At 68.5% G+C, this 22684-nt stretch carries 22 protein-coding genes, 1 tRNA gene and 3 pseudogenes; 7 read left to right on the plus strand and 19 right to left on the minus strand.

Annotated features, from left to right (window positions below):
• Positions 1-100 precede the first annotated feature (100 nt).
• The 3 genes from ASD48_RS10490 to ASD48_RS10500 all read left to right on the plus strand — a co-directional run bounded on the left by ASD48_RS10490 (position 101) and on the right by ASD48_RS10500 (position 3378).
• Positions 101-1306: a DNA polymerase III subunit delta' gene (locus ASD48_RS10490; RefSeq protein ID WP_057601234.1), complete on the plus strand. Its 1206-nt coding sequence runs from the start codon at positions 101-103 to the stop codon at positions 1304-1306.
• Between the two features lie 303 nt (positions 1307-1609).
• Complete coding sequence (locus tag ASD48_RS10495) at positions 1610-3187, plus strand: alpha/beta hydrolase (protein WP_057601235.1); 1578 nt, start codon at positions 1610-1612, stop codon at positions 3185-3187.
• 117 nt (positions 3188-3304) lie between these two features.
• Positions 3305-3378: transfer RNA gene (locus ASD48_RS10500), tRNA-Thr, on the plus strand.
• A 47-nt stretch (positions 3379-3425) separates the two neighbouring features.
• On the opposite strand, the gene ASD48_RS10505 is transcribed toward ASD48_RS10500, so the two are convergent.
• The 13 genes from ASD48_RS10505 to ASD48_RS10565 all read right to left on the minus strand — a co-directional run bounded on the left by ASD48_RS10505 (position 3426) and on the right by ASD48_RS10565 (position 13962).
• Complete coding sequence (locus ASD48_RS10505; protein WP_057601236.1) at positions 3426-4853, minus strand: tyrosine-type recombinase/integrase; 1428 nt, start codon at positions 4851-4853, stop codon at positions 3426-3428.
• Positions 4854-4919: 66 nt separating this feature from the next.
• Entirely contained in the window at positions 4920-5123 is a 204-nt protein-coding gene (locus ASD48_RS10510; protein WP_057601237.1) for a helix-turn-helix domain-containing protein, read from the minus strand.
• A gap of 232 nt (positions 5124-5355) precedes the next feature.
• The gene (locus ASD48_RS10515) at positions 5356-6459 is read right to left on the minus strand and encodes a DUF3631 domain-containing protein (protein ID WP_057601238.1); all 1104 of its coding nucleotides are present in this window, start codon (positions 6457-6459) and stop codon (positions 5356-5358) included.
• Positions 6456-6812 (minus strand): hypothetical protein, encoded by a 357-nt coding sequence (locus tag ASD48_RS10520; RefSeq protein ID WP_057601239.1) that lies wholly within the window; start codon positions 6810-6812, stop codon positions 6456-6458. The genes ASD48_RS10515 and ASD48_RS10520 overlap by 4 nt, the downstream gene beginning before the upstream one ends.
• Positions 6809-7705, minus strand: coding sequence for a bifunctional DNA primase/polymerase (locus tag ASD48_RS10525; protein WP_057601240.1), 897 nt, complete (start codon positions 7703-7705; stop codon positions 6809-6811). Before ASD48_RS10525 ends, ASD48_RS10520 begins: the two co-directional genes overlap by 4 nt.
• Positions 7702-8808 carry a DNA cytosine methyltransferase gene (locus ASD48_RS10530; protein WP_057601241.1) on the minus strand — a complete coding sequence of 369 codons (1107 nt, stop codon included), beginning with the start codon at positions 8806-8808 and terminating at the stop codon, positions 7702-7704. The genes ASD48_RS10525 and ASD48_RS10530 overlap by 4 nt, the downstream gene beginning before the upstream one ends.
• Before the next feature lie 86 nt (positions 8809-8894).
• Complete coding sequence (locus ASD48_RS10535) at positions 8895-9359, minus strand: hypothetical protein (RefSeq protein WP_057601242.1); 465 nt, start codon at positions 9357-9359, stop codon at positions 8895-8897.
• A gap of 204 nt (positions 9360-9563) precedes the next feature.
• Positions 9564-11690, minus strand: a complete 2127-nt coding sequence (locus ASD48_RS10540; RefSeq protein WP_057601243.1) for a cell division protein FtsK — start codon at positions 11688-11690, stop codon at positions 9564-9566.
• A gap of 114 nt (positions 11691-11804) precedes the next feature.
• Positions 11805-12122 carry a hypothetical protein gene (locus tag ASD48_RS10545; protein WP_057601244.1) on the minus strand — a complete coding sequence of 106 codons (318 nt, stop codon included), beginning with the start codon at positions 12120-12122 and terminating at the stop codon, positions 11805-11807.
• A 1-nt stretch (position 12123) separates the two neighbouring features.
• Complete coding sequence (locus ASD48_RS10550; RefSeq protein WP_057601245.1) at positions 12124-12471, minus strand: RRQRL motif-containing zinc-binding protein; 348 nt, start codon at positions 12469-12471, stop codon at positions 12124-12126.
• The gene (locus ASD48_RS10555) at positions 12471-13367 is read right to left on the minus strand and encodes a DUF2637 domain-containing protein (RefSeq protein ID WP_057601386.1); all 897 of its coding nucleotides are present in this window, start codon (positions 13365-13367) and stop codon (positions 12471-12473) included. Before ASD48_RS10555 ends, ASD48_RS10550 begins: the two co-directional genes overlap by 1 nt.
• A gap of 2 nt (positions 13368-13369) precedes the next feature.
• Positions 13370-13696: a DUF6303 family protein gene (locus ASD48_RS10560; protein ID WP_057601246.1), complete on the minus strand. Its 327-nt coding sequence runs from the start codon at positions 13694-13696 to the stop codon at positions 13370-13372.
• A complete protein-coding gene (locus ASD48_RS10565; protein ID WP_057601247.1) occupies positions 13693-13962 on the minus strand; it encodes a DUF6284 family protein in 270 nt (89 codons plus the stop codon). Before ASD48_RS10565 ends, ASD48_RS10560 begins: the two co-directional genes overlap by 4 nt.
• Positions 13963-14596: 634 nt before the next feature.
• On the opposite strand from ASD48_RS10565, the gene ASD48_RS10570 reads away from it, so the two are divergent.
• Positions 14597-15322: an XRE family transcriptional regulator gene (locus ASD48_RS10570; RefSeq protein ID WP_242432570.1), complete on the plus strand. Its 726-nt coding sequence runs from the start codon at positions 14597-14599 to the stop codon at positions 15320-15322.
• Between the two features lie 3 nt (positions 15323-15325).
• Entirely contained in the window at positions 15326-15799 is a 474-nt protein-coding gene (locus tag ASD48_RS10575) for an NUDIX domain-containing protein (RefSeq protein ID WP_057601248.1), read from the plus strand.
• Here the strand turns inward: ASD48_RS10575 and ASD48_RS10580 are convergent.
• On the minus strand, positions 15787-16353 hold the full coding sequence (locus ASD48_RS10580) for an HD domain-containing protein (RefSeq protein WP_057601249.1): 567 nt from the start codon (positions 16351-16353) through the stop codon (positions 15787-15789). The genes ASD48_RS10575 and ASD48_RS10580 overlap by 13 nt on opposite strands.
• Positions 16354-16815 carry a GntR family transcriptional regulator gene (locus ASD48_RS10585; protein ID WP_057601250.1) on the minus strand — a complete coding sequence of 154 codons (462 nt, stop codon included), beginning with the start codon at positions 16813-16815 and terminating at the stop codon, positions 16354-16356.
• A gap of 275 nt (positions 16816-17090) precedes the next feature.
• On the opposite strand from ASD48_RS10585, the gene ASD48_RS44705 reads away from it, so the two are divergent.
• A complete protein-coding gene (locus ASD48_RS44705; RefSeq protein WP_199875744.1) occupies positions 17091-19016 on the plus strand; it encodes a hypothetical protein in 1926 nt (641 codons plus the stop codon).
• Positions 19017-19354: 338 nt separating this feature from the next.
• On the opposite strand, the pseudogene ASD48_RS45110 reads toward ASD48_RS44705, so the two are convergent.
• The 4 genes and pseudogenes from ASD48_RS45110 to ASD48_RS10605 form a co-directional block, all read right to left on the minus strand.
• Positions 19355-19727, minus strand: a pseudogene (locus ASD48_RS45110) (integrase); the annotation flags it as partial.
• 2 nt (positions 19728-19729) lie between these two features.
• Positions 19730-20130: pseudogene (locus ASD48_RS10595) on the minus strand (DNA methylase); the annotation flags it as partial.
• Between the two features lie 584 nt (positions 20131-20714).
• Positions 20715-20970 (minus strand): annotated as a pseudogene (locus ASD48_RS41690) (hypothetical protein); the annotation flags it as partial.
• 33 nt (positions 20971-21003) lie between these two features.
• Positions 21004-21969: a D-2-hydroxyacid dehydrogenase family protein gene (locus ASD48_RS10605; RefSeq protein ID WP_057601253.1), complete on the minus strand. Its 966-nt coding sequence runs from the start codon at positions 21967-21969 to the stop codon at positions 21004-21006.
• A 65-nt stretch (positions 21970-22034) separates the two neighbouring features.
• Here ASD48_RS10605 and ASD48_RS10610 point away from each other — a divergent pair, with 65 nt between their 5' ends.
• Positions 22035-22457, plus strand: coding sequence for a DUF3052 family protein (locus ASD48_RS10610; protein WP_057601254.1), 423 nt, complete (start codon positions 22035-22037; stop codon positions 22455-22457).
• Positions 22458-22684: the final 227 nt, after the last annotated feature.

Consider the following 22684-nt stretch of genomic DNA (forward strand, 5'->3'; position numbering starts at 1 on the left):
CGCAACGGCCGGCCGGCGCCCCGCCGACGGCCCGATTGTCAGTGGCTCCCCGCACAATGGAAGCCGCAACGCGAAACGTGACGAAAGGGCGGCGTGACGCATGACCGTGTGGGACGACCTCGTCGGGCAGGAGAAGGTGAGCGAGCAGCTCGCCGCTGCCGCTCGGGACGCCGACGCGCTCGTCACCGCGATCGGCGCCGCCGTCCCGCCGCCCGAGACGTCGAAGATGACGCACGCCTGGCTGATCACCGGCCCGCCCGGCGCCGGGCGCGGTCAGGTGGCGCGGGCCTTCGCCGCCGCCCTCCAGTGCGTGAGCCCGGACCGGGCGCTCGGCGGCGTCCCCGGCTGCGGGTTCTGCGACGGCTGTCATACGGCGCTGATCGGCACCCACGCCGACGTCAACACCGTCGCCGCGGTCGGATCGCAGATCCTCGCCGAGGACATGCGCGACACGGTCCGCAAGTCGTACACCTCGCCCGCCACCGGCCGCTGGCAGATCATCCTCGTCGAGGACGCCGAGCGGCTGAACGAGAAGTCCGCCAACGCCGTCCTCAAGGCCGTCGAGGAGCCCGCTCCGCGGACGGTCTGGCTGCTCTGCGCACCCTCCCTGGAGGATGTGCTGCCCACCATCCGCTCCCGCTGCCGGCACCTGAACCTGCGCACGCCCTCCGTCGACGCCGTCGCCGACATGCTCATCCGGCGCGAAGGCATCGAGCCGGCCGTCGCCGCGGCCGCCGCCCGGGCCACGCAGGGGCACGTCGACCGGGCCCGCCGGCTGGCCACCGACCCCGCCGCCCGCGAGCGCCGCGCGGCCGTGCTGAAGCTGCCCTTGCGCGTCGACGACGTGGGCGGCTGCCTCCGTGCCGCCCAGGAACTGGTCGACGCGGCGACCGAGGACGCCAAGCAGCTCGCGGAGGAGATGGACGGCAAGGAGACCGAGGAGCTGAAGGCGGCGATGGGCGCGGTCCAGGGCGGCCGGATGCCGCGCGGCACGGCGGGGGTGATGAAGGACCTGGAGGACAAGCAGAAGCGCCGCAGGACGCGTACCCAGCGCGACAGCCTCGACCTCGCGCTCACCGATCTGACCGCCTTCTACCGCGACGTCCTCGCCCTTCAGCTCGGCTCCCGCGTCGCGATCGCCAACATGGACGCCGAGGACGCCCTCGAGCGGCTCGCCCGTAACAGCAGCCCGGAGTCCACCCTCCGTCGTATCGAGGCCATCGCCGGATGCAGACAGGCCCTCGACCGCAATGTGGCTCCGCTGCTGGCGGTGGAGGCGATGACGATGGCCCTGAGAGCGGGCTGACACCGACGACGACGCGCGGACCGGCACCGACCGCCGGGCCGGAGCCGCCGGATACCGGGCCGGGGCCGGCCCTCGGGCTGTCGAGGCTGGATACCGGGCCGGGGCCGACCGCCGGGCCGGCGCCGGTTACCCGGGCCGGTACCTACCATCGGGCCGGTACCTACCATCGGGCCGGTACCGACCGTCGGGCCGGTACCGATCGGGCCGGCATCCGACGTCGATCTTGGGTTGACGGTGTCACTCGTCCGTGTCCGTTCGCGCACGTACCGCGTTCGTGACATTGTGCAGAGTTACGCTCACTGGATGTACACGAGGCGCTCTCTCCGCAGGTCCCGTACCGGCGTCACCCTCCTCTCGCTCGCCGCGCTGCTCGTCTCCGGCTGTTCCGCCGCGGAGTCGACGAGCTCCGCCGGTTCCACGGCGGTGGCGGCGCTCGGCGCGCTGCCTCGGGCCACGCCGTCGGCGCTCGCGCCGTACTACGGGCAGAAGCTGAGCTGGCGCGAGTGCGGTGTGCCCGGCTTCGAGTGCGCCACTCTGAAGGCGCCGCTCGACTACGCCGACCCGGGCGCGGGCGACGTCCGGCTCGCGGTCGCCCGCAAGAAGGCGACGGGTCCGGGCAAGCGGCTCGGCTCGCTGCTGGTGAACCCGGGCGGACCGGGCGGCTCGGCGGTCGGCTACCTCCAGCAGTACGCCGGTATCGGCTACCCCGCAGGGGTCCGCGCCCGCTACGACATGGTCGCCGTCGACCCCAGGGGCGTGGCCCGCAGCGAGCCCGTGGAGTGCCTCGACGGGCGCGCGATGGACGCGTACACGCAGACGGACACCACCCCCGACGACCAGCGGGAGACCGGCGAACTCGTCGACGCGTACAAGGATTTCGCGGAGAGCTGCGGCGCGCACTCGCCACGGCTGCTGCGGCACGTCTCCACTGTGGAGGCGGCCCGTGACATGGACATCTTGCGCGCGGTCCTGGGCGACGGGAAGCTGACGTACGTGGGGGCGTCGTACGGGACGTTCCTCGGCGCGACGTACGCGGGCCTCTTCCCGAACCGGGTGGGCCGGCTCGTCCTGGACGGCGCGATGGACCCGTCGCTGCCCGCCCGCCGGCTGAACCTGGACCAGACGGCCGGGTTCGAGACGGCGTTCCAGTCGTTCGCGAAGGACTGCGTCACACGGTCCGACTGCCCGCTCGGCGGCAAGGGCACGGCTCCCGCCAAGGTCGGCGAGAACCTCAAGGCCTTCTTCCGCACGCTCGACGCGCACCCGATCCCCACCGGCGACCCGGACGGCCGCAAGCTCGGCGAGGCCCTCGCCACCACCGGCGTGATCGCGGCGATGTACGACGAGAGCACCTGGGAGCAGCTGCGCGAGGCGCTGACCTCGGCGATCAAGGGCAAGGACGGCGCGGGCCTGCTCGCCCTCTCCGACAGCTACTACGAGCGGGACGCCGACGGCCGCTACGCCAATCTGATGGCCGCCAACGCGGCGGTGAACTGCCTCGACCTCCCCGCGGCCTTCTCCACTCCCGACCAGGTCGAGAAGGCACTCCCGTCCTTCGAGAAGGCGTCCCCGGTCTTCGGTGAGGGCCTCGCCTGGGCCTCCTTGAACTGCGCCTACTGGCCGGTCAGGCCCACGGGCGAGCCGCACCTCATCGAGGCGAAGGGCGCCGCCCCGATCGTCGTCGTCGGCACCACCCGCGACCCGGCGACCCCGTACCGCTGGGCCCGGTCCCTCGCCCACCAGCTCAGCTCGGCCCGCCTCCTCACCTACGAGGGCGACGGCCACACCGCCTACGGCCGCGGCAGCGCCTGCATCGACTCCGCGATCGACACCTACCTGCTCCATGGAAAGCCTCCGACGGACGGCAAGCGCTGCAAGTAGACCGCCCGCGCCGGCCCGCGAGGCCCCGGGAGGCCGCTCCCGGGGCCTGTTCGGAGCACCCCTGGAAACTGTGTAGACTTACCGACGTTGCTGATCGCACCATGGTGCGGACAGCGCGCCGCCTTAGCTCAGATGGCCAGAGCAACGCACTCGTAATGCGTAGGTCTCGGGTTCGAATCCCGAAGGCGGCTCTGCCGAAGCCTCAGGACTCACTCGCCGTGACCTGGGGCTTTTGCTTTTACCGGATACGGCGACGACGTTGAGCGCGGGCCGCGCGGCTGTCCCTGGTCTCAATTCTGGTCTCAATGGACGGTTCAGGACGGGGTTCCGGCTGAGGCTCCGGGGCCGGTTCCGGGCGCGGCATGAAGGTGTCGCCCATACGACGCATGGCGTCCTTCGACAGGTGCGACCGCCCCTTCACATACCGGCGGGTCTGGCTGATCTGGGTATGGCGCAGGATCTCCATGATCGTGGGCATGTCCACCCCGAGTTCATTGAGGATCGTGCCGGCGGTGTGGCGGCTCCCGTCGTAGAGGCGGCGGTCGTCGATCCCGGCTTCCGCCAACAGTTCCTTGAACTCTTCCCAGTCCTGGCGGGGGTCGAGGGGACGGCCGTCCGGGCGGGTGAAGACCAGCTTGGTCTCCTCCCACGCGTCGCCGGCTGCGTCGCGCGCCTCTTGCTGCTGTGCCTTGTGCTCGCGCAGGTAGGGGATGAACGGCGGCGGGATGGGCACGGCGTTCCGGCTCTTCTTGGTCTTGGGCCGAGTGAAGACCAGACCACCGCCCTTGCGGTCCGGGCAGGCGCGGGCATGACTTGTGCAGCCCTTTGGGCACGGCTTCGGACAACCGCGCTTGTAGCCCCTATGGGTCCGGCAGTCCTCGGGGCACGGCTCGAACCGGTGGAACTTGGCACCGCACGCCTGCGGGTCCTCGCAGCCGTGCCGCCACGTCAGCCGCTGAAGTTGCCACTCGGGGCGGAACAGTTCGTTGGTGAAGTCAACGTACGGCCACCTGAGACCGAGGGTCTCGCCCTGCCGGAAACCCATGCCGACACCGACGCACCACCGCATGAACGTCGGGCGTTTCGCGGCGGCTTCCAAGAACGCCTTTGCCTCTTCCGTCGTGAACGGGTTCGCCTCCGTCTCGTCGACCGTGGGAGGGTCGACCAGGGTGGCCACGTTCTCCACAATGAGCCGTCGGCGGTGAGCGATTTTCAGGGCGCGGGACAGGATGCGGTGCACTTTCACCACGTGAGAGGGCGCGTGCCCCGCGTCGAGCATGACGCGGTACATCCGTTCCAGGTGTTCCGGTTGAAGCTTGTCGAGCCGATGCTTTCCGATGCCGGGGACGATGTCGTTCCTGGTCTTTGACCAGTAGTCATCCAGCGAGCGCGGCTTTAGCTTCAGGGATGCGATGTCGGTCAGGTAGGTGGTCATCCACTGCTCTACGGTCGGCTTCCGGCCTGCCTTGGGGGCGCGTGCCTTGTCCCGCAGATCCTCCAACTCACGGACCTTGCGCTTCACTTCGGTTTCCGTCCGGGCACGGCGGTGCCGCCGGTCGTAGCTGCCGTCATCCTTGACGCCCATGGTGACGCGGCCGTGCCACCAACCGTCACTGCCCTCGTAGACGGACGATTCCATGTTCAGCTTCTTGGGGCGGGGGCTCATGTGCTCCTCTGTGCAGCAGAGCGGCCCCGGACTGAAGTCCGGGGCCGCGTTGGGTGTGTGCTCGGGTCAGGCGGCGAGCGGTTCGAGGCTGTTCACGTACGCCTCCAGGTCACTCCTGCGGATGCGACGGGACCGGCCCCGCTTGACGTACTTCAGGGACCCTTCGGCCATCAGCTCGTAGACGGTCGAACGACCGAAGCGGAGAACCTGGGCGGCCTCCTCCGGGGTGTAGAGCAACTGATCGGTGGGCGGCGCGATGGCGGTACTCATTGGGGTGTACCTCCGTGGCGAGGACGGCTTGGGGGGCTCCGGGAAGTCCGCTACATCCGCTACATCCGCTACATCGCAGGTCAGAGGGGGTGTTTTCTGTAGCGGATGGCGGCGATGTAGCGGCTACAGCTTCCGTGCGGGCGCGGGCTGTAGCCGCTACATCGGGGGGGTGCCGCTACAGGTTCAGGGCTCTTGACCTGGGGTGTAGCGGCTGTAGCGGATGTAGCGCTTCTCAGGGGCGGGGTGGGGGCGGGCAGTAGCGGGCCCACGCGTCGGTGAGGTCGTCGGCGTAGAACCCTTTGAGGACCCCGCCGCTGGTCCGGATGTTGCGCGAGGCGATCGGCTCGTTGTCCGCCGTCATGTACTCACCGAGCATCTTGGACAAGCGCCGGTTGTCGAGCGGCCGGCCGCCGAGGTCTGCCCATGGGGCGTCGTCGAGGGCGTTGAGCCTGTCGAGGATGGCGACGGTGGGCAGGCGGTCGACGCCGATCAGGACGTGATCCCGAAGGTCGGTCAGGAGCCGGATGCCGATGCTGCCCTTGTCGTTGGCCTGCGACGCCTTGACCAGCGTCACGCACGCCTGGCGTGCCCGTTCGGGCCAGTCGCCCCCGACGACGTCCGCGACGGCGAGAAGCGGTTCCCACACGTCTGCCGGGCGGTCGGTGACCCCTTCGGGCATCTCGGGCCACGCGCCCATGACGAACCCGCGCGCGGCTTCCGCCCACTGTGCGAGGCGGTCGCGCAGGGCGTTGCCTTCCGGTTCGTGCAGTCCGGCGCGGAAGGGTTCTACGTGCTCGTTCCGGGCGCGGCGGCGCATGCGGATGATGACGGAGCGGGTCAAGATCGTGTCCGGCAGGGAGCCCAGTCCGGCGACGGCGACGCCGGCGAACGAGGGGAACGGGGTGACGGTCTGACTGTCGCCCACGCATCGGTAGGTGACGCCCTTGCGGCGGTGGCCTGCGTTGATGAACCCGCGTAGTTCCTCGTTGTCCCCCGCCTTGGGGCCGAAGATGGTGTCGATCTCGTCGAACAGGATCGTGGGCCGTCCGTCCGGGCCGGACACGGACCGGAACAGGGCGGCGGCGGAAGCGTTCACAGCGACCATGGGGCGCGGCACGAGCGTTTCCACGATCTCCAGCGCGCGGGACTTCCCCGACCCCGGTTCGGGGGACAGGAAGGCGAGGCGGGGGGTGGAGTCGAAGCAGTCGAGGAGGTGGGCGTGTGCGTCCCACAGGGCGACGGCGACGTAGGCGGCCTCGGTGGGGAAGACGTTGAAGCGTCGGTGGAATGCTTCGACGTCGTCCAGGAGTGCGGCCCCGTCGATGGGTCGAGTCATGCGGCGGCCCTTCCTTCCTGCGGGTTGCGGAGCGGGCAGGCGTCTCGGTGGTCGGTGTGGTCCTCGATCAGGGCGAGCACGCGGTCACGGCCGACGGCGCTGCGGTCCCACCCGCACAGGCACCGTGAGGTCGCGGTGGGAGTGGTACCGCGCGGGGCGCAGATGTGCAGCCACGCGAACGCGTAGCGGCCGTCACCCTGCTGCGGGTCAGGACTGACAGCAGTGCGGACGCCCTTGCGGGCGGCGACCTTGGGCACGCCTGCGGCCGTCGTGTCCACAGGTTGTGGAGCGGCGTTCGGTCCGGCCGGGGTGGTGGTGATGCTCTTCAGAGGGGGGCGGGTGGGGGCGCTCATGCCGCGTTCCCCCTGCGCTGCTGGTTGTGGGTGATGGACCAGTTGAGGGCGCTGCGCAGGGTCGAGCGGCACTCGGACGCGGACAGTCCGGCCGCCTCCCCTGCCTCCTGAAGAGCCTGCTCGACCACGTGGCGGGGGAGGTCGCTCCACGCGACGAACCGCCCGAGTGCTCGCGCCGCGCGGAACAACGCTGCTTCCCGCGCTCCGGGTTGGGCCGTGGCGACGTTCCGCGTCTCGGCGGTGAGCGCTACATCCGCATATCGACTGGATTGCGTCGTAGCGGCCACCGAGGGGGCCTGAGGCGCCCTGAGGGCCGGTTGCAGGATGCTTTGGAGCCATCCGGGCAGTGGGGCCGCTACAGGGCCGCACAGCGCTTCGTACGGTCCGGCCGGGGTGAGGGATCCGGCAGCAACGACGTATCCGCCCCATGCCCGGGTGTCGACCAACTCACCTACGGTGCCAGCCGTGTTGGTCAGCCTGATGCCGGTCGGGGCGGTGAAGTACAGGTGGATTCCGCCGCTCGCGGTCCGGGTGCGATAGGTGGCGGGGACGGCATGGCCGGCGCGCTCGCAGAGCGCCCCGAAGATTGCCGCGCCGTCAGGCGCGTCCGAACTGCCCTTGTCCTTGGGCACGTCGAGGTCGACGACGACCAGGCCGGAGGGGCCGGTGGCGATGCCGACGTTGAACGGTGCCTGCGACCAGGCCGCGCGGATGCGGTAGGGGTCGGTGGTGGCGCGCTGTTCCCACTTTTGGTGTCCGCCGGCGCAGGGGCCGGTGCCGGCGCATGACTGTTCGCCGTGCAGGGCGGGCCGCTTGGTGCCGGGGCGCAGGGGGAAGACGTGCCAACCGCGTGCGGCTGCGTCCAGGGCTGCGTGCATCAGGTGCTCGTTCATGCGGCGGCCCTCCCGTCCAGGCCGGCGGCGAGGGGGAAACCGAGGAGCAGGCGATAGGCGTGGTGGGCCTGTCGGGGCACGGCGCCGTTGCCGAGGATCCGGAGCTGTTCCTTGCGGGGGATGCCGGGGACGGCGGTGACCCACCCTGCGGGCAGGCCCATCATCCATTCGGTGAAGAGGGGGGACAGGCGTCGGTTTCCGCGTGTGCCCGGTTCGGTCGGGCACGGGGCGGGTCTGCCGGTGATGTGTTCCCAGCGGCGGACGGCGGGGCCGTAGTCGGTGCCGTCGCTCGCCACCCATCGGGCGTCGAGCCTGATCGGGCCTACCGGTTGCGGCCCGGTGCCGGCGAGCAGGTTGACGGCGACCTCGTTGAGGGGGCGGGCGTTGCGTCCGAGGAGGTTGGAGGCGCCCGACTTCCAGTCGCGTGCGGCCGGGGTGGGCAGCAGGCTCAGTCCGCCGGGTGCGCCGGCAGCCTGGTCACCGCTGTGCGCAGGTTGAGTCCGCCCTTGCGTTTCGGTGAGGTGCCGGGGCCGCCAGTGCCGTCGGAGCTGGTGGGGGTCGGCATCAGCGGGATGGGCAACTGCGAACCAGCGGTCGCGTTCGTGCGGGGCGCCGATTTCGGCGTCACCAGCTCGTAGACATGTCCAGCGCGCGTCATACCCGAGCGCGGCCAGGTCCGCGGCGACGACGTCCAGCCCCCGCGAGCGGAGCGCCGCCACGTTTTCCAGGAAGACGAGACGTGGTCGAAGGACGCCCACAGCCTCAGCGACGTTTTTCCAGACCCGAGACCACTGGCCATTGATCCCATCCCTTCGTCCGGCGTTGGAGGTGTTGCGGCAGGGGAAGCCGGCGCCGACCACGTCCGGCCGGTACAGGTCCCGGATCCGGTTCCAGTCGGCGGTGGTGATGTCCCCGATGTTCGGCACGTTCGGGTGGCGGGCGGCGAACACGGTCGCGGCGTGACGGTCGTTCTCCGCGAACGCGGCGACCCGGCCGCCGATGGTGGCGCGGATCGCGGCTTCCAGTCCGCCGTAGCCGGCGCACAGCGCCACGATCGTCGGTGGCGAGCCGGGGGCTCGCCGCATGTCGGGCAGATGGGTCATGCTGAATGTCTCCAGTCCTGTGAAGGGTGCTGGTTGGCAAGGGCGGCCCCGGACTTTGGCGAGAACGGGGGCCGCCCTTGGCGTAGCTACTGGTAGAAGCGGTTGCGCTTGATCACGGCCTTGCGGATGTTGACCGTGGTCCCGCCCTTCTGGCCGTTCGCGCTGAAGATCTGCACGGCGATCCATCCGCCGAAGATCACGGCGGCGAGGGTGATGAGTTGGGTGATGAGCGCGGTGAGTGCGGTGATGAACGTGGTCAGCAGCAGCAGGCCGCCGCACACGGCGAGGAACCCGATGCCTCCGAGGGCGACGTTCACCGCCGTCCGGGACACGGCCGGCGGGGTGGCGACCGGTTCGGGCTGCATGGGACTGACGGCGTAGCCGGTGACGACGCGGCCGTCCGGCAGAACGACGGTCGCCACGGCCGGGACGGCGCCGGGCTGCACCGGCACGAGGGGCGCCGCGTACGGCACGGCCGGGGTGACGGGGGTGGGGTGATGGACTTCCACGGACCGCAGTGCGGGCGTGTTGTGGGCGTTCTCGGGGTACATGTGGAATCCCTTCCGGTGCTGGGGCGGGGAGGCAGACACACCCCCTGCCGGGGGCGGTGTGGAGGGGGTTTCGGGGGTGCTGACCTGCGTGCCTCCCCGCCTCCCCGGATCGGTGTTTTCGCTGATCAACGTGGGGGAGGCGGGTTGGGGAGGCGGTTGGGGAGTTCTCCCCGCCTCCCCGGGACGGGAGGGTGCGCCTCCCCGCTACTGGGAGGCGGAAGCGGAACCGTCGGCGTCGCGTTCGGTGAGGGCGCGGGCGACGTCGTCGCGGCGGATCATCATGCGGCCGTGCGACTTGTAGGCCTCGACCCCGTGGGCGTCCAGGACGCGGGTGAGGTCGCCGAACGACCAGCCGTCGTAGGCGTCCGGGGCCAGGACTGCGAGCCGCTTGATGACGTCCTGGGTGAGGACGCGCTTGTCGTCCCCGCACACGGTGAGGATGTCGGCGAGCGGGTCGCGCTTCTCGCCCCGCTCGATGCGGTGCAGGGTGGTGACGCCGGCGCGCAGCGTCTTGGCGCGGTCGGTGATGGCCTTGGCGTCCTCGTCGCCGATGAAGTGGGTGCGCACGGTGATGGACGACTGGCCCTTGGGGATCTCGATGCCGTCGGAGGCGACCACGAGGGTTCCCTTGTCCAGGCCCTGGCGCAGCAGATGCGGGGCGGCGCCGCCGTTGACGGCCTTCTCACCGAGGGCCATGACGGCCTGCGCCTCGGTGCCCAGCGCGAGCGAGGCCCGGGTGTGCGCGCCTTCCCGTACGAGCTTGGGAAGGTTCTGGTCGGTGGGGTCCTGCGTTCCCTCGTACATGAGCACGTCGACCACACGGCCCTGGTTGTGGACCTTGCGCACGCCCATGAAGTACCGGGACGTGGCCTTGGACCCGCCGTACGGGCGCTTCTCGTCGTCCACGGCCGGGCACATGAACGCCACCTGCGCCTCGTCGACGATGCCGATCAGCGGGTCGAACACCACGGTGGGGTCGGCCTGGCGCTCCGCGATGCGGCGGTTCATCTCCTCGACCAGGCCCTCGACCATCTCGGTCGCCTCGATCACGTGCTCATCGGTCGGCCCCTGGATGAGCACGGTGGCGAGCCCGTCGAACATGGCCCAGTCACCGGCGCCCTTGAGGTCAGCGATGCGGAACTCCACCCGCCTGTCCAGCGACGCCCACAGAGCCAGCGACCGCAGCGCGGCGGTCTTGCCCTGGTTGGACAAGCCCGTGATGAGCAGGTGCCGCTGATACAGGCTCAGCGCGGCGGCATCCCCGCGCAGGTCCTGACCCCACGGGGCGCGGCCCTTGGCGTAGTCGGCGGTGATCGTCTCGTCGGTGACCAGCGGAGACGGGCCGATCGGCTCATCCAGGGCGCCCGAGTCGGCGACCCACAGCCGCACCGTCCGCGCGGCCTGCGGGATCGTGATGAACACCTCGTGCTCATGCCGGGTCAGGTTCTCAGCGAGCTTGCGCCGCTTGCCCTGCACCTCGTTCGTGGCCACCCCGGACGGAAGCGTGACGTCGACCTCGACCCCGCATCCGGCGATCCGGATCGGCCCGAGCATGCTCGCGCCGGCGTCGCCCATCTCCTTGATCGCGTTGCGCAGCGCCGGGACACCGAGGTCGCGCAGAGCCTTGACCACGATCGACGGCGTGATCGGCTCACCCTCACCGGAGCGGATGTTCGCGGGAAGAGCCCACTGAGGTGCGGCCTGCTGCTTGCGGCCGACCGCCCACAGGGCGAGCAGGGCGAGGAACGGGCCGATGGTGAGCGCCGGACCCCATACAACCTGAACGATCCGGATCAGCAGGGCGATGAAGTCGATGGTCGCGGACAGCGGCGTGACCACGTCCCGGACCTCGCCCGTGTTGATCGCCATGACCACACCGAGGGCGACCAGCACACCGACGCTCATCCCGGCGCCGACCGCGACGCCCTTGGCGGCGTCCACGGGCGAGTGCAGCAGGTCCATGCGACGGTGGTGGCGGGCCGCACGGAAGCGCGTCAGGCGCTCCTCCCACTCTTCCGCGGCTTCCAGGTTCCCCGCGGCTTCGGCGGCGCGGATCATGCGTTCGTAGCGGGCGCCGGTCTTGCCGTCCCAGGTGCGGCGGGCCACGATCCGCCCGCCGTTGACGGTGTAGGACGAGTGCCGGGCGACCGCCCGGACCGTCGCCCTGGTCCGCTCGTGCGTGACGGCCGTCTTCACCGCGCGCCCGGAGCGCACCCACAGGGGCATGGGCGGCGCCGGCGGGGCGTCGGGCACGACGGTGAGCACCGTGGGTGCCGTGCCGTCGGCCGGGGGGTCGGTGGGCTTGTGGAGGTGAACGACGTTCTCAGACATGCTGGAACTGCTCCTGACTGCCCCAACGGGGCGGGAGTAAAGGGAGTGCAGGTGCCGGGGTGGCCGGGTCCGTGGAAAGAGCGGCCACCCCGGCGTGCGAGGGTGTCGGGCTGGTCAGAACCAGCCGGACGACTTCTTGGCGGCCTTGGCGCGGGCCGCCTCCGTGATCAGGCGCTGCCGCTCGCCGTGCAGGGCCATCAGTTCCGCGTTCAGCCGCATCTCGGCGGCCGTGCCGGTGGTGTCCATGCGCTGCTCGGCACGGCCCGCGCTGCGGCCCCGGGTGATCTGGTAGGCGCCACCGGCCAGGGCGCGGGCCATGGCCCGGCGCTCGCTGCCGTTCAGCGGCCACCACTCCCCCCGGCGGACCGCTTCCAGCTTCTTCGTCGCCTTCTCGATCTCACGGTCAAGACGGCGGATCTCGGAGTTGCCCATGTCAGGTGGTCCCTTCGGACCCGTCCGGGTCGGGGTAGGCGCAGGGCACGCACGTGCCCAGCGAGGTGGGGATGACGTATCCGGCGTCACGCCGGCAGTGCGGGCACACGCGGCGGGCGGCGTTGGCCTTGGCCAGAGCTGCCCACCGGGCGGGTGTCATGGGGCGTACTGGCTTGGCCTGGTCGACGCGGTAGAGGTAGGCGACCAGCGGCTCACGGCGGCGGCGCGGCCGTTCGAGCTGAGCGGCCACGCCCTGACCACCGGGCCGCAGGTTCCGGGCGCGGAGCTGTCGGCGGGTGGCATAGCCGTCCGGGGCGAGGCGCCACCGGTAGACCGGCAGCGTGGCCATCAGGGCGTCGCCGGGGCCGTCTGCTGCCCGCGTTCGGCGAGCAACGTGTCACGCAGCAGACGGGCGTTCACGGGTGAGGTGTGCACCGCACGGCGGATCCCCTCCGCCGTGATCTGCGCGTCCGTCCAACCGGCCGTGACCGACCGCGCTTCGGCGAGCAACTGATCCGGAGTGCGCTTCGGGCGAGGCGATCGGGCGGCCGGCGGGACCTTGCCCGTCACCCCGCGCGGCCGGATCGATCCCGCCGGAACCGCCTGGACGACCGGCATCGGAATCGGCGCGGCGACCGCCCGAACGGGCTTGAGCGGGAGAGTCGACTTGCCCAGGTCGATCGCGACCGGATCCGGCACCCTCAGCCGGGTGAGCGTGACCGTGGGGGCCGGGGTCGATTCGGGCAGGTCAGCCGTAGACCGTTTCATATCGGTCTCGGTCGATTCCTCCGCATTCGTGGTTGCGGTGGGAATCGGGGCGGGGCGGTGGTGCAGCACCTTCGCGACCAGGTCGGATCCGAAGTAGATCGAGCCGACCGGAAGCGACGTGGCGAGCAGCACGAGCGCCCAGTTCGCCGCGTCCCACTCCGCGACTCGGCCCAACTCGACCGACCGGCCGTGCAGCTCGGGCACGAGTCCGTGGACGTAGTTCAGGACCAGTGAGGCGATCGTGTAGGTGCCCAGCACCCGCAGTGCGAACTTGCGGTCGTCGTCGACCAGAACGAGCGTGGCAACCAGCGCCAGCGCCATCAGTCCGTCGACCACGAACGGGTAGAGGACGGCGGCGGTGTCGTCCGCGCCGATCGCGCCGGCGATGTCCCGCAGTGCGTTCCACGAGACGCGGAACGCCATGCCGACCACACCGACCAGCGCCAGCACCAGGGCGGCGCGTCCCTTGCGGTTCAGCCTCACCGGACACCCCCGTCCAGCGGACGGATGCGGGCGGCGGCCGTCAGGGCCACGCCGACGGGGTGCGGGTGGTATTCCGGGGTTGTGTCCTCGCACCATTCCCACTCGGCGTCCTCGGCGAGCGTGTAGCCGAGTGAGGCGAGCGCGACCGTCCGCTCGTCGAGCGTCGGGACCTGCGGCGACGTAGGCCACGCGAAGACGGGCCAGTCATCGACGCTGCCGGTCATGACGACGAACAGTTGCCAGCACGGTCCGGCGGTCCGCTCCGGAGCCGTCGTCCCGCAACAGCGCATCGTGATCTGCGCCCGCAGCACCCGCCCGCTCATGCCGCACCGCCGGGCGCCATCACGCCGGCCGTGCTGTTGGCCAGGTCCCGCCGGGCCACCAGCACACGGTTCCAGGCCCGGCGGATACGCCGTGCGTCCACCTCGTTTTCGGGGCGGTCCATGGCCTTGATCTGCGCGTCCAACAGGACCACCTCCGCCAGGATGGCGGGGGACTCCAGCTCGATCGCGTCCAACTCCGCAGCCGTGGGCTCGCGGTCGAAGTAGTCGACGGTAACAACTGTCTGATCAGCACCGATGTGCTTCATGGGTCGTGGCTCCTTAGTCGGTGGAACGGCCCGAACCGCACCCCCGGAGTTCCAGCTCCGGGGGTGCTCGCCGTTGGGGGCCTCTCGTACGGCACGAGCGGCCACGGCCGCCCGGCACGGAGCGCTGTATGCGGCGCTGGTGTCGGGGACCGTGAGCACTGGTGCTCAGCGCAGGCACGTACGGCCCGCGAAGGTTCTGCGCAGTCAGATCAAGCGATGCCAGTCAGCACCCTGAGGGGTGCGTCTGGGCAGGTCACCCGGCCCGACATGGGCGGTCGGGGTGGTGACCCGCACCCATCGACCACCTGTGTTCGGGTGGCTGGGTCGGCACGCTGTTCAGTTCTCAAGGAACGCATTCGCTTCCTTCGAGCCCCTCTCGGAGCCCTCCGGGCGTCGTTGCAGTACCTGTTTTACAGGTACTGCATGGGGGTCCGTCAAGCTTGCTGACGGAACCTCTTGGCTTTGCGCCGCGACTTCTTGGCGCACAATCAGAATCGCCCCAGGTCAGGGGAGTTGGTCACCCCGCACGTAGACACCTTGGGGACTTCTGGCTACGGTCAAGAAGTCCCTAGACGTCCCAACGGGGGTGCAGATGTCGAACGACCGTTTACGATCCGCCCTACTCGCCCGTGGCATGACCGTGCAGAGCCTCGCCGAAGAGATCGACGTCAACCCGAAGACGGTGGAACGGTGGATCACACAGGGCAAGGTCCCGTACCGGCGTCACCAGTACGCGACCGCAGCGGCGCTCAGGGTCGACGTGACGACGCTGTGGGACGACGAACGCAACGTCGACAGCGCGGCGGACCTGACCAAAGCCGAGATAGCGACCGTCTACCCGCACCGACACACGGTGCCAGCGGGAATCTGGCGAGAGCTTTACGGACGAGCTGAGCGGAACCTGGATGTGCTCGTCTACTCCGGGCTGTTCCTCTCGGAAGACCCGCTGTTCCACGACCTACTAAGGGCCAAGGTGGAAGCGGGGGCCCAGGTGCGCATCTTGCTTGGAGACCCCGGGTCTGCGGCCGTCCGGCAGCGCGGCATAGACGAAGGGCACCAGATCATGGACGGGAAGATCCGCAACGCCCTGGTGCTCTACCGGCCACTGATGCGGAGCCACCCGAACATCGGCTTCCGGCTGCACGACTCGACGCTCTACAACTCCATCTACCGTGCCGATGACGAGATGTTGGTCAACCCCCACGTCTACGGCATCGGTGCCTACATGGCGCCCGTCCTGCACCTGCGCCGCCTGTCCGGCGGCGGCCTCTTCGACACGTACGCGCATAGCATCGACCACACCTGGGAGAAGGCCCGGCCGATCACAGAGCAGGACGTCACGAGTATCACGGGAGTTTGAGCCATGGGACGTATCGACTACCTGCACGATCCCGACGCGCCGCCGGCCAACTCCGTCGTGCCGTCCGTCGTCGCGTTCGTGCAGAACGACGCGGGACAGGTACTGATGATCCAGCGTTCCGACAACGGGCGTTGGGCACTGCCAGGCGGGGGGCACGACGTGGGGGAGTCCATCAGTGACACCGTCGTGCGTGAGGTCTGGGAAGAGACCGGGATCAAGGCCGAAGTCGTCGACGTGTCCGGGATCTACACGGACCCCGGACACGTAATGAAGTACGACGACGGAGAAGTGCGCCAGCAGTTCAGCATTTGCTTCCGCGCGCGGCCGGTTGGCGGTGAACTCCGCACGAGCAACGAGACGACGCAGGTTCGTTGGGCGGATCCGGCAGACCTGCCGGCGCTGGACGTTCACCCCACGATGCGGCTCCGGATCGAGCACGCGATGGACCGGAAGCGCACGGCCCCCTACATCGGCTGACGCTTGGCGGCGGCGACCCGTTCGAGGACGCGGGACGTGCAAGCGAGGATCTCGGGTTCGGCGCGGCGGATGAACGTCCCGATCAGACTGTCGGGCCCGTACCGCCCCGTGATTTCGTTGATGCGGTCGATCGGGTTCGTGGGCGTGCCGTCTGGTGTGGTGTTCATGTCGCAGAAGCAGAGCGCGTCATTGAGGTCCGCGGACTCTCGGGGAAACTCGCCCTCCAACTCCTCGCGCATGCCGCGCGCTTCCGCCTCCATCCAGGCACAGGAGTGATGAGCGACCAGGTTCACGACCCGCTCATCGGCGCCGGCCACATCCCGGAGATAGCGGGCGCCGTCCAGCGGATGAAAGCCGGTCTTGGCCAGGTCCGGCGCGTATCCGATGTCGTGCAGGACGGCGGCGGCCTCCAACAGCTCCGCGTCCTGGTCAAGGACGAGCGCGATCATGCGCGCCCTCTCGGCTACTCCGAGACAGTGTTTCCAGCGCCGTGGAAGCGGCTCAGCCAACAGGGACTCAGCCAGGGGATAGGCCCACTCCGTCAACTTCGGCAACTAGGAACGCTCCTCTCGTATCGACAGGGCGCGGACAGTCCGCACCTTGCCTTGTCCGCCTCCCGCCAGCACGCCGGCGGTCTCCAACTTCTCCAGAGCCTTGGTCACCGTAGGGCGGGAAACCCCGAACCGTTCAGCGAGCACGGAGGCACTCGGGAACGCTTCCCCTACTTCGAGTCCGTCGGCCGTGATTACGTCTGCGATCCGCTGATCGAGCGGGCGCCGGTCGACTAGCGCACCCGGGCGCACGACACGCCACCGCTCGCCTGGCACCGGTTCGGCCATGCCTTCCTGCCGGAGCACGCCGAACGCGCGGAGGGCGACCCCACGCGAGACCTTGTGGTTGCTCATGACCTCAGCCAGCGACGGAAGTTCCGTCATGTCCGGGTCGGCCTCGATCAGGGCTTTCACTGCGTCTGCGACCTTCAGGAAGGTTCCCCGGGGGCTTGCTGGCTGTGACACGCGCTGTTCCTCCCAATCTCAGCTCGTCGCCTAGCTCAAGCTTCCCATGTCTTGCTCAGGGCAACGAAGACGGTGCAGCCAACGAAGGGTTCATCATGGGCTTGATCACGTGCGACGCGTAACCGTGCCATTGCTGATCGTTTGGGCAGATACAAAAAGACCAGGGGCGGATCTTGATCTGAGCGTAGAATCTGGGCCGATTGATCGATTCCTTGTTTGCTGCTAGTAGCCTTGCCGTGCTCGAAGCAGCTTGAAGGTTGCACGAGGAGGATGTCGTGAGTGAAGCCGATTCCGTAGCGAGCGAATCAAGTGTTCCTGATGAACTGCAAGCTACCGCTAGCGTTACTCCGGACGGCGACACGTATCAGCACGATCCCTCTGTGGTACCTGCCCTGGCCCGGCTCGCAGATTTGGCATGTGAAGGGGCAGAAGACCTACTGAGTGCGAGTCTGCGCATCCGGCAGCTCTCGCAGGATTCGGAAGTCCCATTCGAACTCGCCGCACTGCGAACATTGACCACAACCTTTACGTATCATCTTTCGGTGCGTCCATTTATGTCTGCTCAGCCAGGCGCCTTGCTGGTGCCGCTGGATGGACCCTCGCTTTTCCCGATGGCATTGCGCGATGCTGATGACGACGTACGAGCGTTGTGGCTTTCCCTCTCGTCGTCTGTTACGCATTCTGCGGTGAAGGCTCGTTGTGCCGACATAGTCTTTACTCTTCGACTGGCGAATAGTCGCGATGCTGCGGAAGAGGCGGTCCGGGCGTACTTGGATTTGATCGGCGGTAGTCTTTCTGTCACCGAGCAAGGTACTGGATTGTTGCGCGCGTGGGAGCTTGCACGTTCGGTAGGCCTCTCTTCGTTGGTGCAGCAGGTTACGGCAGCCATGCTCGGTATGGCGGAGAGTCTGTTGAACGACTGTGAAGACGGTTACACCTTTGTCCACCTGCTGGACGCGTTGAGTGCACCGCAACGCAAGAAGAATGCGCTGCCTGTAGATCCCAGGGTGGACGATCTGTTGGACAGTGCGCTTCTGGCATACCATGGCACGCCAATCATTAGTCAACTAGCCTCGCTCGTCCGGCGCAGGGCCGCTGCTGCTGGCGATGACGTGCGTGTTCGTCATGCCAGTGAACTTGAGGTTGAGGCGTATCTGATCGATGCGGATAACGCTGTTGATGGACTGGTCATCAGAAGCCACTTGAGCGAAGCGGCGTCGCTTGCTCACCGACTGAACCTGCCCGAATTGGAAAAAGTGGCAGTATCTCGTTTGCAGTCTGCTCCCCCCGTCGCGTGGGCGACAATAGGGGCTGAAGTTGGCATCCCGCATGCGTACATTCACAGCCTCCTGCGTCCATACAAGCGTGCCAGTACCTGGTATGAAGCCCTGGGGTCTTGGTTCGAAAGCGGGCCGCCTAGTGGAAATCTGGATGACAATAGGGTCGCGGCACGTAGTGAGCTGAATGATTCGGTGATTCTGAGGATGGCGACAACGGTCGTGTTTGGTCCTAGGGACCTCCCGAAACGTATTGTGTCCGAAGAGGACGATGCATTCGAGCATGCGCTAACCGGGGTCGAAGCCTTCAAGATCAATTTCCATGGAGCTCTTCTCGCGGATGCCCTGGATATCATCAAGCGGCGTTTCGGGATCCCATCCTTTGAGGAGCTTGATGAAGCGATCGCTACGTCAGGAACTCATCCCGCATTGGGGCGAACTCTCGCAAAGGGATTGATCCTGTATTGGGTCGGCGAATTTGATGCTTGCGCGCATCTTGTCGTTCCCAAGATTGAGGCATCGGTTCGCGCGCTTCTCCTTGAATTGAATGAGCCCATGTATAAAACGCAAGTCGGTGACGGTGTAGGGCAATTTCCAGGCCTCGGCGCGCTTCTGCCGCTCTTGATTGATAACGGATTCGACCCTGACTGGGAGCGTTTCCTGAGGACATTTTTGATCGGTGACAGAATGGGAGTGCGCAATCTCGTTGCACACGGATTCATGGACACTGTGAGTCGCAAGAACGCTGCCCTAGCGCTAAGGGCGTGCTCACTGCTGGTGCTCATTACGTCCCGAGATGACGCGGAGAGGGACTCCCGCCTGGTCAAGGCTAGTTTGGCCAACCCGCTCGGAGTGCCACCGCGTCCGTGGTGGCGGCGCATCGGGCGCGCTGCGCGAGCGGCCTGGACCGAACTGCGCGGGTGAGCGTGCGCCTCGGCTGGTCTCAATCCTGGTCTCAATAGCCGCTCATTCCACGAACGTTCGGCCCCGTCCATGGACGTCCAGCAAGCCTGCGACCAGGAAGAAAGCAGAGCTAGCGGACGCCCATGGACGCCCCCGGACCAAGATCGGACAACTCGTAATGCGTAGGTCTCGGGTTCGAATCCCGAAGGCGGCTCTGTGGAAGCCTCAGGACTCACTCGCCGTGACCTGGGGCTTTTGCTTTTGCCGAATACGGCGACGACGTTGAGCGCGGGTCGCGCGGCTGCCGAGGGTCTCAGTTCTGGTCTCAGTGGGGCCCGGATCGGGCGCCGGGGGAGCGGGCACGTCTTGGGGCAGGGCTTCGGGCACCCCCGCGTGTAGTTCCTGGGCGTGGTGCAGTCGGGCGGGTACGGCTCGAAGCGGTGAAGACGGGCGCCGCAGGTTCGCGGATCGTCGCAGCCGGGGCGCCACGTCAAGCGCTGAAGCTGCCACTCCGGGCGGAACAGCTCCGCCTCCAGGTCGACGTAAGGCCACCGCAGACCGAGGGTCTCGCCCTGCCGAACCCCATGCCGACGCCCACGATCCACCGCATGAAGGTCGGCCGCTTAGGCGCCGCATCGAGGAACGCCTTCGCCTCCTCCGGGAGGGGGCTGGGGCGTGCCCGGCATCGAGCAGCGCTGGGTACATCCGCTCCAGATGCTCCGGCTGGAGCTTGGGACCTCGGAGCCGGAGGCGTTCTCGATCAGGTACGGGCGGCCCGTCGCTTCCAGGGGTGGGGAGGATGAGTCGGAGGTAGGTGCGGCCGATCGCAGCGTTGCGGGCGGCGTTCGTGCCCCTGGGTCGGGGTGCCCTCTCCCTGGCACGGCGGGGACGCGTGGATGAAGTCCAACTCGTGGCCGTGGGCGCGGATGTACTCGACCGCGTCGCCTTGGTGGAACGCGTCGCCCCGGTAGTCCGGCTGTGCCTGGATGTCGACGCCGGTGATGTGGCGGTTCTTGAACGCGCGACGGTAGCCCTCGGTGCCGCCGCCGATGCAGGAGTAGGCGTCGGGCGCCCGCAGGGGTTCGATCCGGGAGAGTGAGGCGAGGGCTCGCCCGAGAGGGGTGGGTTGCCTCATGCTGGATGACCTTCAACAGGTCTGTAGTGGGCTGGTTGGCCAAGGGCGGCCCCGGACTTTGGCGAGAAGCCGCCCTGTGTCGTTGGCTCGCTTGGACGAACGCTGGTGTCGTGAGGGGCGGGGCGAGTGGAATGGACTGCGCTGGTCAGCACCCTTGTGGGAGGCGGTATCGCCACGCTTTCAGCGGGAGCGCTTGAGTTCTGGCGATCAAAACGGCAGAGGGTTGACCAGAACACCGAGAACAGGCGGGTTCTCTACGGCTCGTATCTGGCGGTCTTGTCCATGACGCGACACACAGTGGGTTCTCTGGCACGGGCGAGGGACATGCAGTCGACGGAGCGCGCAGCGGCGGTCTGGGATGCGTACGTGCAGTGCATCAGCCGTCGCTACGAAGTTGAGATCACAGCACCCATACGGGTTGTGGCTGCAACGGAGAACACTCACCACGCGATTCGCGATCTGTGTGGTGCGGTCGCAGACGGCGTGACGAACGACAGCGACGAATACGCGCAACTCCGTCGGGCTTACAAAGAGGCTCATTCGTTGCTGCGGCGTGCCATGAGATCTGACCTCGGCGCTGAGCTCTAGCCGTTGAAACGGTTGCGCTTGAAGATCGCCTTGCGGATATGCACGACGGTGCCGCCGTTGCCTTTGCTGCGGGCCGATGACCTGGACGGCGATCCAGTCGCCGAAGATGACGGCGGCGAGGGTGATGAGTTGGGCGATGAGTACGGCGAGTGCGGTGATGAATGTGGTGAGCAGCAGCAGTCCGCCGCAGATGGCGAGGAAGCCGACGCCTCCGAGGGCGACGTTCACCGCCGTCCGGGACACGGCCGCCGGGTGGCGAGCGGTTCAGGCTGGAGCGGCGTCGGTCTAGCCCAGCACTCGCACCGGCGCCCCCGCCAGGTACGCCCGGATCCCCTCCACCGCCTGCCCGTAGTACCGCGCGTAGTTCGCCCGGGAGACGTATCCCAGGTGCGGAGTCGCCAGCAGACGGGGAGCCGTTCGCATCGGGTGGTCGGCGGGGAGGGGTTCGACGTCGAACACGTCCACGCCGGCGCCCGCGATACGGCCCTCGCGCAGCGCCGCCAGCAACGCGTCCTGATCGACGATCGCCGCCCGCGAGGTGTTCACCAGGTACGCCGTCGGCTTGAGGAGAGCCAGTTCGGCCGGGCCCAGCAGCCCCCGGGTGCGGTCGCTCAGGGCGAGGTGGATCGACACGAAGTCGCTCCCGGAGAGAAGCTCCTCCTTCGAGACGGCCGGCCGCACGCCCACCTCCGCCGCCCGCTCCGCCGTCAGGTTCCGGCTCCACGCGCTCACCTCCATGCCGAAGGCGAGGCCGACCCGGGCGACCAGCGCGCCGATCTTCCCCAGCCCCAGCAGTCCGAGTCGCCGTCCGTGCAGGTCCGCGCCGACCGTGGACTGCCACGGCCCGCCCTCCCGCAGAGCGGTGCTCTCCTGCACCAGTCCGCGCGCGAGGCCCAGCAGCAACGCCCAGGTCAGCTCCACCGGCGGAGTCGAGGAACTCTCCGTTCCGCACACCGTCACGCCGTTCGCCTTCGCCGCCGCGTAGTCGATCACCGAGTTGCGCATGCCGGAGGCGATCAGCAGGCGCAGCCGGGGCAGACGGTCCAGCAGCGACGCCGGGAAGGGGACGCGCTCCCGCAGGGTGACCACGCAGTCGAAGTCGGCCAGTGCCGCGGCGAGTTCGTCCTCGTCGTCGAAGTGCTCGGTGAAGGAAACGGCCTCCAGCTCCTCGCCCGACGCGGGCGCCGACCAGTCGGCGAGAGTCGTCGCGACGTTCTGGAAGTCGTCGAGTACGGCACAGCGGAAGGGCACGGCTGATCCTCCAGGTGAGGTGATTCCGACCGGGGGCAGGTCCGGTCCGAGGCTACGGTGAGACCGTGAGCGACTCGGCCGCGACCGGCGGCTACTCCGGCACCCCTCTCGCCAGGAAGCTCGGCGTCAAGCCCGGCCACCGGGTGCGACTGCGACACGCCCCGGCCGGGTGGGACGTCCCGGGCCTGCCCGAGGCGGTCCACGTTGCCCCGGGCGGCCCCCGCGACGCCGACATCACCGTCGCCTTCTTCCGCGACCACGCCGACCTCGCCGCCGAGACCCCGGCCCTCATCCGCGACCTCGCCGACGACGCCATGCTCTGGATCGCCTGGCCCCGCAAGGCCGCCGGTCACGTAAGCGACATCACCGAGAACGCCCTGCGCGAACTCTTCCTGCCTCTGGGTGTCGTGGACGTGAAGGTCGCCGCGCTGGGGGAGGACTGGTCGGGCCTGAAGTTCGTCCGACGCAGGGAAAACCGACGCGGCTGAACCGGCCCGTCCGGAGCCGACGTATCCAGAGGCGTGCCATCGAGTCGAGAGGCGTGCCATGGAGTCCGGAGTCGTGCCGTCGAGTCCGGAGTCGGCCCAGCGGGAAACAGAGGCGAGCCGTCGAGAACCGAGGCCGGTCACCGAGAACCGAGGCCGTCATCGAGAACCGAGGTGGCAGGGGACGACGTCAACAGAACCGGTGCAGCCGGGGCCGGATCGGCGGAACC

This window comes from Streptomyces sp. Root1310 (assembly GCF_001426425.1).
GTDB lineage: Bacteria > Actinomycetota > Actinomycetes > Streptomycetales > Streptomycetaceae > Streptomyces.

Bases quoted from the DNA above. Each gene is read 5' to 3' on its own strand.
- ASD48_RS10490 (WP_057601234.1), top strand. From the start codon at position 101: ATGACCGTGTGGGACGACCTCGTCGGGCAGGAGAAGGTGAGCGAGCAG.
- ASD48_RS10495 (WP_057601235.1), top strand. From the start codon at position 1,610: ATGTACACGAGGCGCTCTCTCCGCAGGTCCCGTACCGGCGTCACCCTC.
- ASD48_RS10505 (WP_057601236.1), bottom strand. From the start codon at position 4,853: ATGAGCCCCCGCCCCAAGAAGCTGAACATGGAATCGTCCGTCTACGAG.
- ASD48_RS10510 (WP_057601237.1), bottom strand. From the start codon at position 5,123: ATGAGTACCGCCATCGCGCCGCCCACCGATCAGTTGCTCTACACCCCG.
- ASD48_RS10515 (WP_057601238.1), bottom strand. From the start codon at position 6,459: ATGACTCGACCCATCGACGGGGCCGCACTCCTGGACGACGTCGAAGCA.
- ASD48_RS10520 (WP_057601239.1), bottom strand. From the start codon at position 6,812: ATGAGCGCCCCCACCCGCCCCCCTCTGAAGAGCATCACCACCACCCCG.
- ASD48_RS10525 (WP_057601240.1), bottom strand. From the start codon at position 7,705: ATGAACGAGCACCTGATGCACGCAGCCCTGGACGCAGCCGCACGCGGT.
- ASD48_RS10530 (WP_057601241.1), bottom strand. From the start codon at position 8,808: ATGACCCATCTGCCCGACATGCGGCGAGCCCCCGGCTCGCCACCGACG.
- ASD48_RS10535 (WP_057601242.1), bottom strand. From the start codon at position 9,359: ATGTACCCCGAGAACGCCCACAACACGCCCGCACTGCGGTCCGTGGAA.
- ASD48_RS10540 (WP_057601243.1), bottom strand. From the start codon at position 11,690: ATGTCTGAGAACGTCGTTCACCTCCACAAGCCCACCGACCCCCCGGCC.
- ASD48_RS10545 (WP_057601244.1), bottom strand. From the start codon at position 12,122: ATGGGCAACTCCGAGATCCGCCGTCTTGACCGTGAGATCGAGAAGGCG.
- ASD48_RS10550 (WP_057601245.1), bottom strand. From the start codon at position 12,471: ATGGCCACGCTGCCGGTCTACCGGTGGCGCCTCGCCCCGGACGGCTAT.
- ASD48_RS10560 (WP_057601246.1), bottom strand. From the start codon at position 13,696: ATGAGCGGGCGGGTGCTGCGGGCGCAGATCACGATGCGCTGTTGCGGG.
- ASD48_RS10565 (WP_057601247.1), bottom strand. From the start codon at position 13,962: ATGAAGCACATCGGTGCTGATCAGACAGTTGTTACCGTCGACTACTTC.
- ASD48_RS10570 (WP_242432570.1), top strand. From the start codon at position 14,597: ATGACCGTGCAGAGCCTCGCCGAAGAGATCGACGTCAACCCGAAGACG.
- ASD48_RS10575 (WP_057601248.1), top strand. From the start codon at position 15,326: ATGGGACGTATCGACTACCTGCACGATCCCGACGCGCCGCCGGCCAAC.